This window comes from Streptomyces sp. RG80 (genome assembly GCF_040446465.1).
Taxonomy (GTDB): Bacteria; Actinomycetota; Actinomycetes; order Streptomycetales; family Streptomycetaceae; genus Streptomyces.
The window spans coordinates 1-5574 of record NZ_JBEAAJ010000030.1; the positions used below are offsets into that span (position 1 = coordinate 1).

6 protein-coding genes are annotated in these 5574 nt (G+C 71.4%); 1 reads left to right on the top strand and 5 read right to left on the bottom strand.

Annotated features, from left to right (window positions below; all coding sequences use genetic code 11):
• The 5 genes from ABKA17_RS47760 to ABKA17_RS47780 all read right to left on the bottom strand — a co-directional run.
• On the bottom strand, nt 1-194 hold a 194-nt coding region (locus ABKA17_RS47760), incomplete at its 3' end, for an ATP-binding cassette domain-containing protein (RefSeq protein WP_353698768.1).
• Nucleotides 195-314: 120 nt separating this feature from the next.
• Complete coding sequence (locus ABKA17_RS47765; RefSeq protein WP_353698769.1) at nt 315-1157, bottom strand: DUF4097 family beta strand repeat-containing protein; 843 nt, start codon at nt 1155-1157, stop codon at nt 315-317.
• A gap of 85 nt (nt 1158-1242) precedes the next feature.
• Nucleotides 1243-1761: a hypothetical protein gene (locus ABKA17_RS47770; protein WP_353698770.1), complete on the bottom strand. Its 519-nt coding sequence runs from the start codon at nt 1759-1761 to the stop codon at nt 1243-1245.
• A gap of 230 nt (nt 1762-1991) precedes the next feature.
• Nucleotides 1992-3179 carry an MFS transporter gene (locus ABKA17_RS47775; RefSeq protein WP_353698771.1) on the bottom strand — a complete coding sequence of 396 codons (1188 nt, stop codon included), beginning with the start codon at nt 3177-3179 and terminating at the stop codon, nt 1992-1994.
• Between the two features lie 74 nt (nt 3180-3253).
• Entirely contained in the window at nt 3254-4300 is a 1047-nt protein-coding gene (locus ABKA17_RS47780) for a LacI family DNA-binding transcriptional regulator (RefSeq protein WP_353698772.1), read from the bottom strand.
• 142 nt (nt 4301-4442) lie between these two features.
• Between ABKA17_RS47780 and ABKA17_RS47785 the strand changes: the two genes are divergently transcribed.
• Nucleotides 4443-5498: a glycoside hydrolase family 5 protein gene (locus ABKA17_RS47785; RefSeq protein ID WP_353698773.1), complete on the top strand. Its 1056-nt coding sequence runs from the start codon at nt 4443-4445 to the stop codon at nt 5496-5498.
• Nucleotides 5499-5574 lie beyond the last annotated feature (76 nt).

The window sequence follows — 5574 nt, forward strand, 5'->3', positions numbered from 1 at the left end:
ATCTGCACGGTGGTGGTCTTGCCCGCCCCGTTCGGGCCGAGCAGCGCGAACACCGAGCCGGCCGGGATGTGCAGGTCGATGCCGTCCAGGACGCTCTTGTCGCCGTAGGACTTGCGCAGACCGACGGCGGAAACGGCGGCCGGTGTCGGGTGACTCTCGTGTTGCCTGGGCGTGGGCATGACAGATGAAGGCATGGGGCCCTCCGATCGAAGGGTGAGGGGTGAAGGCGAAGGGCAAAGGGTGAAGCGGGGCAGACGGGGAGCCGGCGGCGGTGCGGGGTGGCGCGGCTGCTGTGCGGTGCGCGGAGTCGGCGCTCAGACCTTGGCGCGGAAGACGTCGATGTTGCCCCAGTTGGTCCGCGCGTGGATCTTGACGGTCTCCTCGGCCTGCTCCGGAGCCTCGGACGCGGCGAGCGCGTTGCGTACCTGTCCGCGGTTGGAGCTGACGTCGAGCCAGGCGGCGGTGCCCTCGCGGACACCGATCTCGATGGTGCCGTTGGAGGTCTCCAACTGGACGGCTCCACGGGCGACTTCGGCGACGCGCAGGGCGCCGTTGGTGCTGGTGCCGGTGACCGATGATTCGGCGCGCGAGATGTCGATGCCGCCGTTGGCGCCGCTCAACCGCAGCTCGCCGGTCACCGCGCCGACGGTCGTGGTGCCGTTGGAGTTCTTGAGGACGGCGGGGCCGTCGACCAGACCGATGCGCAGGTTGCCGGTGCTGGTGGTGATCTCGGCGCTTCCCTCGATCCGGTCCACGGTGATCGAGCCGTGCGACACGGTCAGATGTGCCGCGCCGGTGGTGTCGAGGCGGACTTCACCGGTGGAGGCCTTCACACGGACCTCGCCCAGCCGGCCGGCCCCGAGCACCTGCGTCCATTCGCCGGTCAGGTCGAGGTGCGAGCCCGCGGGCAGTTCGACCGTGACATCCACGACGCCGGAGGGCCCGATGAGGCGGCGCTGCTTCGTCCGGACGGTCAGGACGCCGCTCGCGAACGAGACCTCGGTCTGCTCGGCGGCCCGCACGTCCTTGTCCCGCTCGGGGTCGCGGGGCCGCACCTCGACGACGGTGTCCGAGCGGTCGCCCGCGGTGAACTGGATGGAGCCGGCGTCCACGCGAGCGGTGGCCGAGATCGGTTCGGGTGTGTCGAAAGTAGGCATGGCTGTCCCGTCCTCTTGAGTCCTTGGGGCGTCCCCGCTGGTGGGACGTGGTGTGGGCGCTGTGCTTGATCTCTGTGGGGTGCGGCTAGCGCACCCAACCCGTGAAGCTCTGGCCGACGGTCTGGGTCCGCTCCGGCGTCCGGGGCCGGGCACCGCCGTCGACCGCTGCCGACACGGCGCGAACCAGCCACGCGTTGACCGACAGGCCCTCACGGCTCGCGGCCTCCTCGGCGCGCGTCTTGAGGTGGGCGGGCAGTCGCAGATTGACCCGTGCGGTGCCGCCCTCGTCGCCATCGGCCGGGGCCGGGGTCCGCACCGGTTCGGCGGGCGCGGCCGGCTGCTCGGTGGCGTCGCCGTAGTGGGGCGGCGGCGTCACCACGAAGTCGGGGTCGAGCCCGCGCAGCCGTACGTCGACCGATCCGGGGGCGAGTTCACGGGTGATCTCGTCCATCGCGGCGGAGAGCACGTTGAGCAGGGTCAGCCGGGTCGCCGACTCCAGGGGAGCGGTGAGCCGCTCCGCCAGCTCGCGGGCTTCGTCGCCACCGGCTTCGGCGGCCACCGCGAGTTCGCGGCGGAGGGTGTCGACGTACGGGGTGAGGTCCATGACGCCACCATGGCACCACAATGGCGCCACTCGCAACCCTCCGTCTGGCGCCGCGGTGACGATGATCTGGCTTACTGGGCCTGACCTGCGGAAACGCAACGGCACTCTTCGGGGCGTCGATGGCGCCAACAAGGTTGACGCCAACGCGATGACGCCGAGTGGCACCGCGTGGTGCCACTCGGTGCCATGCGGTGCCACGTTGTGCCATGCGGTGCCACTCGGCGCACACTTCACCGGCGAAGGAGCACAAGCAGAACGACCGCCGCCGCCACCGTCAGCAGCCCACCCCCGGTGACAGCCCAGCCCGCCCCGACAGCGGCCCCGGCCACTCCGTGCGCAAGGTCCCCCAGTCGTGGTCCGCCCGCCGCCACCACCGTGTCGATCCCCTGGAGCCGGCCCCGCATCCCGTCCGGCACGGCCGCCTGGAGGACGGTCCGGCGGAAGACCCCCAGTACGAGGAGCGCGGCGCCCGCCAGTGCCAGCCAGCCCGCCGCCGCGACCAGCGAGCCGCTCACGCCGAACCCGGCGACGGCCAGCCCCCACACGCCCACCGAGACAGCGACGGCGATGCCGTGCCGGCCCACGTGGGTGAAGGCGCCGGAGCACAGCCCCGCCAGCACCCCGCCGGCCGAGAGCGCGGCGTAGAGGACGCCGATGTCCGAGGGCCGGAAGGTCTCCTGGGCCAGTTGCGGGAAGAGAGCCGTGGGCAGTCCCAGGAACAGTGCGGCGAAGTCGGCGCAGTACACCAGCAGCAGCACACGGCGCCCCGCCACGAACCGGAAGCCGTCGGCGATCTCCCGGATCCCGACGCGCCGCTGCCCCGCGTCGTCGAGCGGCGGAAGCGGTGGCAGCCGCCAGACCGCCCACACCGTCGCGCCGACGGCCACGGCGTCCGCCAGATACAGCGTCCGCGCGCCCACCACCGGCAGCAGCGCACCGGCCAGCAGCGGACCCGCGATGCCGGCGGACAGCGCGACCGTCGACTGGAGCGCGTTGGCGGCGGCCAGTGACCCGGCCGGCACCAGACGGGGCACGACCGCCCTGCCGACCGCTGCGTTGGCGCCGAACAGGGCCTGCTGCACGCCCACCAGCACCAGCAGTACGCCGACCGACCGCAGGTTCGCGCGGTCCTGAGCCCACAGCAGCGCCGACGTCACACCGATGCCGACCGTCGTCACCAGCAGCACCCGCCGCCGGTCCCGGACGTCGGCCAGCGCACCGCCCCACAGCGCTGCCGCGGCCATCGGCACGAACCCGACCAGCCCCGCGAGGCCGACGTAGGCGGAGGATCCGGTGAAGCCGTAGAGCTGCAACGGGACCACGACGGCGGTGAGTTGGGCCCCCAGACCGGTGACGAGCCCGGCCGCCCACAGCCGCCGGAACGCGCCCACCCGCAACGGCCGTACGTCCACCAGCACCCACGCCTCCCCGCCCGCCCGGTCAGGGAACCGATGCTGCGGGCTCCCCTTGGGGGAAGGTCAACGCGGGACTGTCAGCCGCGGGGTGCGGCGGTGCTCCTCCTGACCGCCAGTGTCGTCGGCACCAGATCCGTTCCGGGCCGCACGGCGCCCGGTGTGCGGATCTGCTGGAGCGCCTTCTGCACACACCGGTGACCGACCTCGGCGAAGTCCTGGTGGACGGTGGTCAGGGGTGGCACGAAGAAGGCGGCCTCGGGGACGTCGTCGAAACCGACCACGCTGATGTCGTCGGGGACGGGCCGGCCGCTTTCGTGGAAGGCGCGCAGCAGACCCAGCGCCATCTGGTCGTTGGCCGCGAAGACGGCCGTGCAGTCGGGCTCCTCGACGAGCGCCAGCCCGGCCGCGTACCCCGACTCGGCCGACCAGTCCCCGTGCAGCGGCGGCGGCACCGGACACCCGGCCTCCGTGAGCTCCGCGCGCCAGGCCTGCGTCCGGCGCTGCGCGGAGAAGGACGTCTGCGGACCGGTGACATGCCATACGGTCCGATGCCCCAGGTCGAGCAGATGCCGTACGGCCTTGCGCGCGCCGTCGGCCTGGTCGGTGTCGACCACCGTGTAGCGGTCGCCGGCGTCGGAGTCCACGACCACGACGTGGACGCCGGGCGGGAGTTGGACGGTCCCGGTGTCGAGGAGGTGGATCTCCATGATGACGACGACGGCGTCCACGGCCAGCTCGCCCATGCGTGTGAAGGCGCCCAGCACGTTGTCCTGGGTGGGGACGTCGATGGGGATCAGCGTGATCGCGTACCCCTCCGCCGCGGCATGGGTCGCGATCGCCTCCACGGTACGGCTGTTGCCCGTGGAGGAGAGGCTGAAGAGGATCACACCGATGGTGTTGAACTGGCCGTACCGCAGCGCGCGGGCCGCGCTGTTGGGGCGGTAGCCGAGTTCGCGCATCGCCGCGAGGACCTGCTCCCGGGTCGAGTCGACCACGCGTGCGTGGCCGTTGGCGACCCGGGAGACGGTCTGGGAGGACACCCCCGCGAGCTTGGCGACGTCCGCCATCGACACGCGCTGCTTGCGTCGCCCGCCGGGGACACCGGATCCGCCCCGTTCCACCACGGTGTCTCCTTCTGCCGGTCCTGGTCCTGCCCGTCGCAACGGATGTTACGTGGGGGAAACCTTGACTGCTCCCGAGGCGGATGCCACGATTCCGGCGCCGTCATGTTTACGTAAACATGCTGTCGTCCTGGAGGGTAAGTCGATGCGCAAGACCCCTGTCAGTTCCCGCCGCACATCCCGGCTGCGGGCCGCCCTCGTCGCGGTCGCCGTCGCCGCCGTCACCGGTTCCACCCTCGCGGGCAGCCCCGCCTCGGCCGCGCCGAGCATCGACACCACCCAGTTCAAGGGCGTCAACTGGGCCGACCCGCGCGACAACTTCGCCGACGACCTGCTCCAGCTGTCCGGCCTGTCGACCACGGACACCTACCGGGAGACGTACACCAAGTCGAGCCGGATCATCGCGGCGTTCCGCGCGAACCTCGGTGCCAACACCGTCCGGCTGCCGATCAACCCGTACACCGTCAACGGCTCGTACTGGAAGTCGTACCGCGCCGTCATCGACGCGGCGACGGCGCAGGGCTTCAAGGTCATCGTCTCCTACTGGGAGGGGACGGGGGAGCGCAAGGACGGCTTCATCGACGACACCGCCACGTACTGGCCCATGTGGGACACCGTGGTGAAGGCGTACAAGAACAACTCGAAGGTCTACTTCGAGCCGATGAACGAGCCCCACGGCTACACCGACACCGAGTGGGCCGACATAGCGGCGAAGTGGCTCCAGACCTACTCGAAGGTGCCGCGCAACCGGGTCTTCGTCAGCGGCGCCGGCTACAACGACCACGTCACCTCGGTCTGCGCCGACCCGCGGCTGAAGGGCACCTACCTGTCGCTGCACCACTACGGCTTCTGGAAGTCGTACGCCACCTACGACGAGTGGGTCGCCGACCTGAAGGTGCGCATCGGGGACTGCGCGAACCGGACCGTCGCGGACGAGTTCGGCGCCCCGATGACGACCGGCCTGAACTACAACGTGCCGACCCCGGACGACAACTTCGTCAACTTCATCCAGGCCGTCACCGACACCTTCCGTGAGCTGAAGATGGGCTCCGTGTACTGGCCGGGCCTGCGGACCGACGACACGTACTCCCTCCAGACCCTGGTCGGGGACCCGGCCAGGCCCTGGCTGGCGACGACCAACCAGTCCGGCGCGGACCGGCTCGCCTGGGCGTGGGGACGGGGCAAGCCCGTCCAGAAGTGACCCCATGCGGCTCGGGGGCCGCGGCGCACCCGGGCCGCGGCCCCCGAGCCGTGCGTCAGCCGAACATGCCGGGCTG

What these genes read in the sequence shown, in the direction of transcription:
- ABKA17_RS47765 (WP_353698769.1), bottom strand. Translation starts at nt 1,157, where the DNA reads ATGCCTACTTTCGACACACCCGAACCGATCTCGGCCACCGCTCGCGTG.
- ABKA17_RS47770 (WP_353698770.1), bottom strand. Translation starts at nt 1,761, where the DNA reads ATGGACCTCACCCCGTACGTCGACACCCTCCGCCGCGAACTCGCGGTG.
- ABKA17_RS47785 (WP_353698773.1), top strand. Translation starts at nt 4,443, where the DNA reads ATGCGCAAGACCCCTGTCAGTTCCCGCCGCACATCCCGGCTGCGGGCC.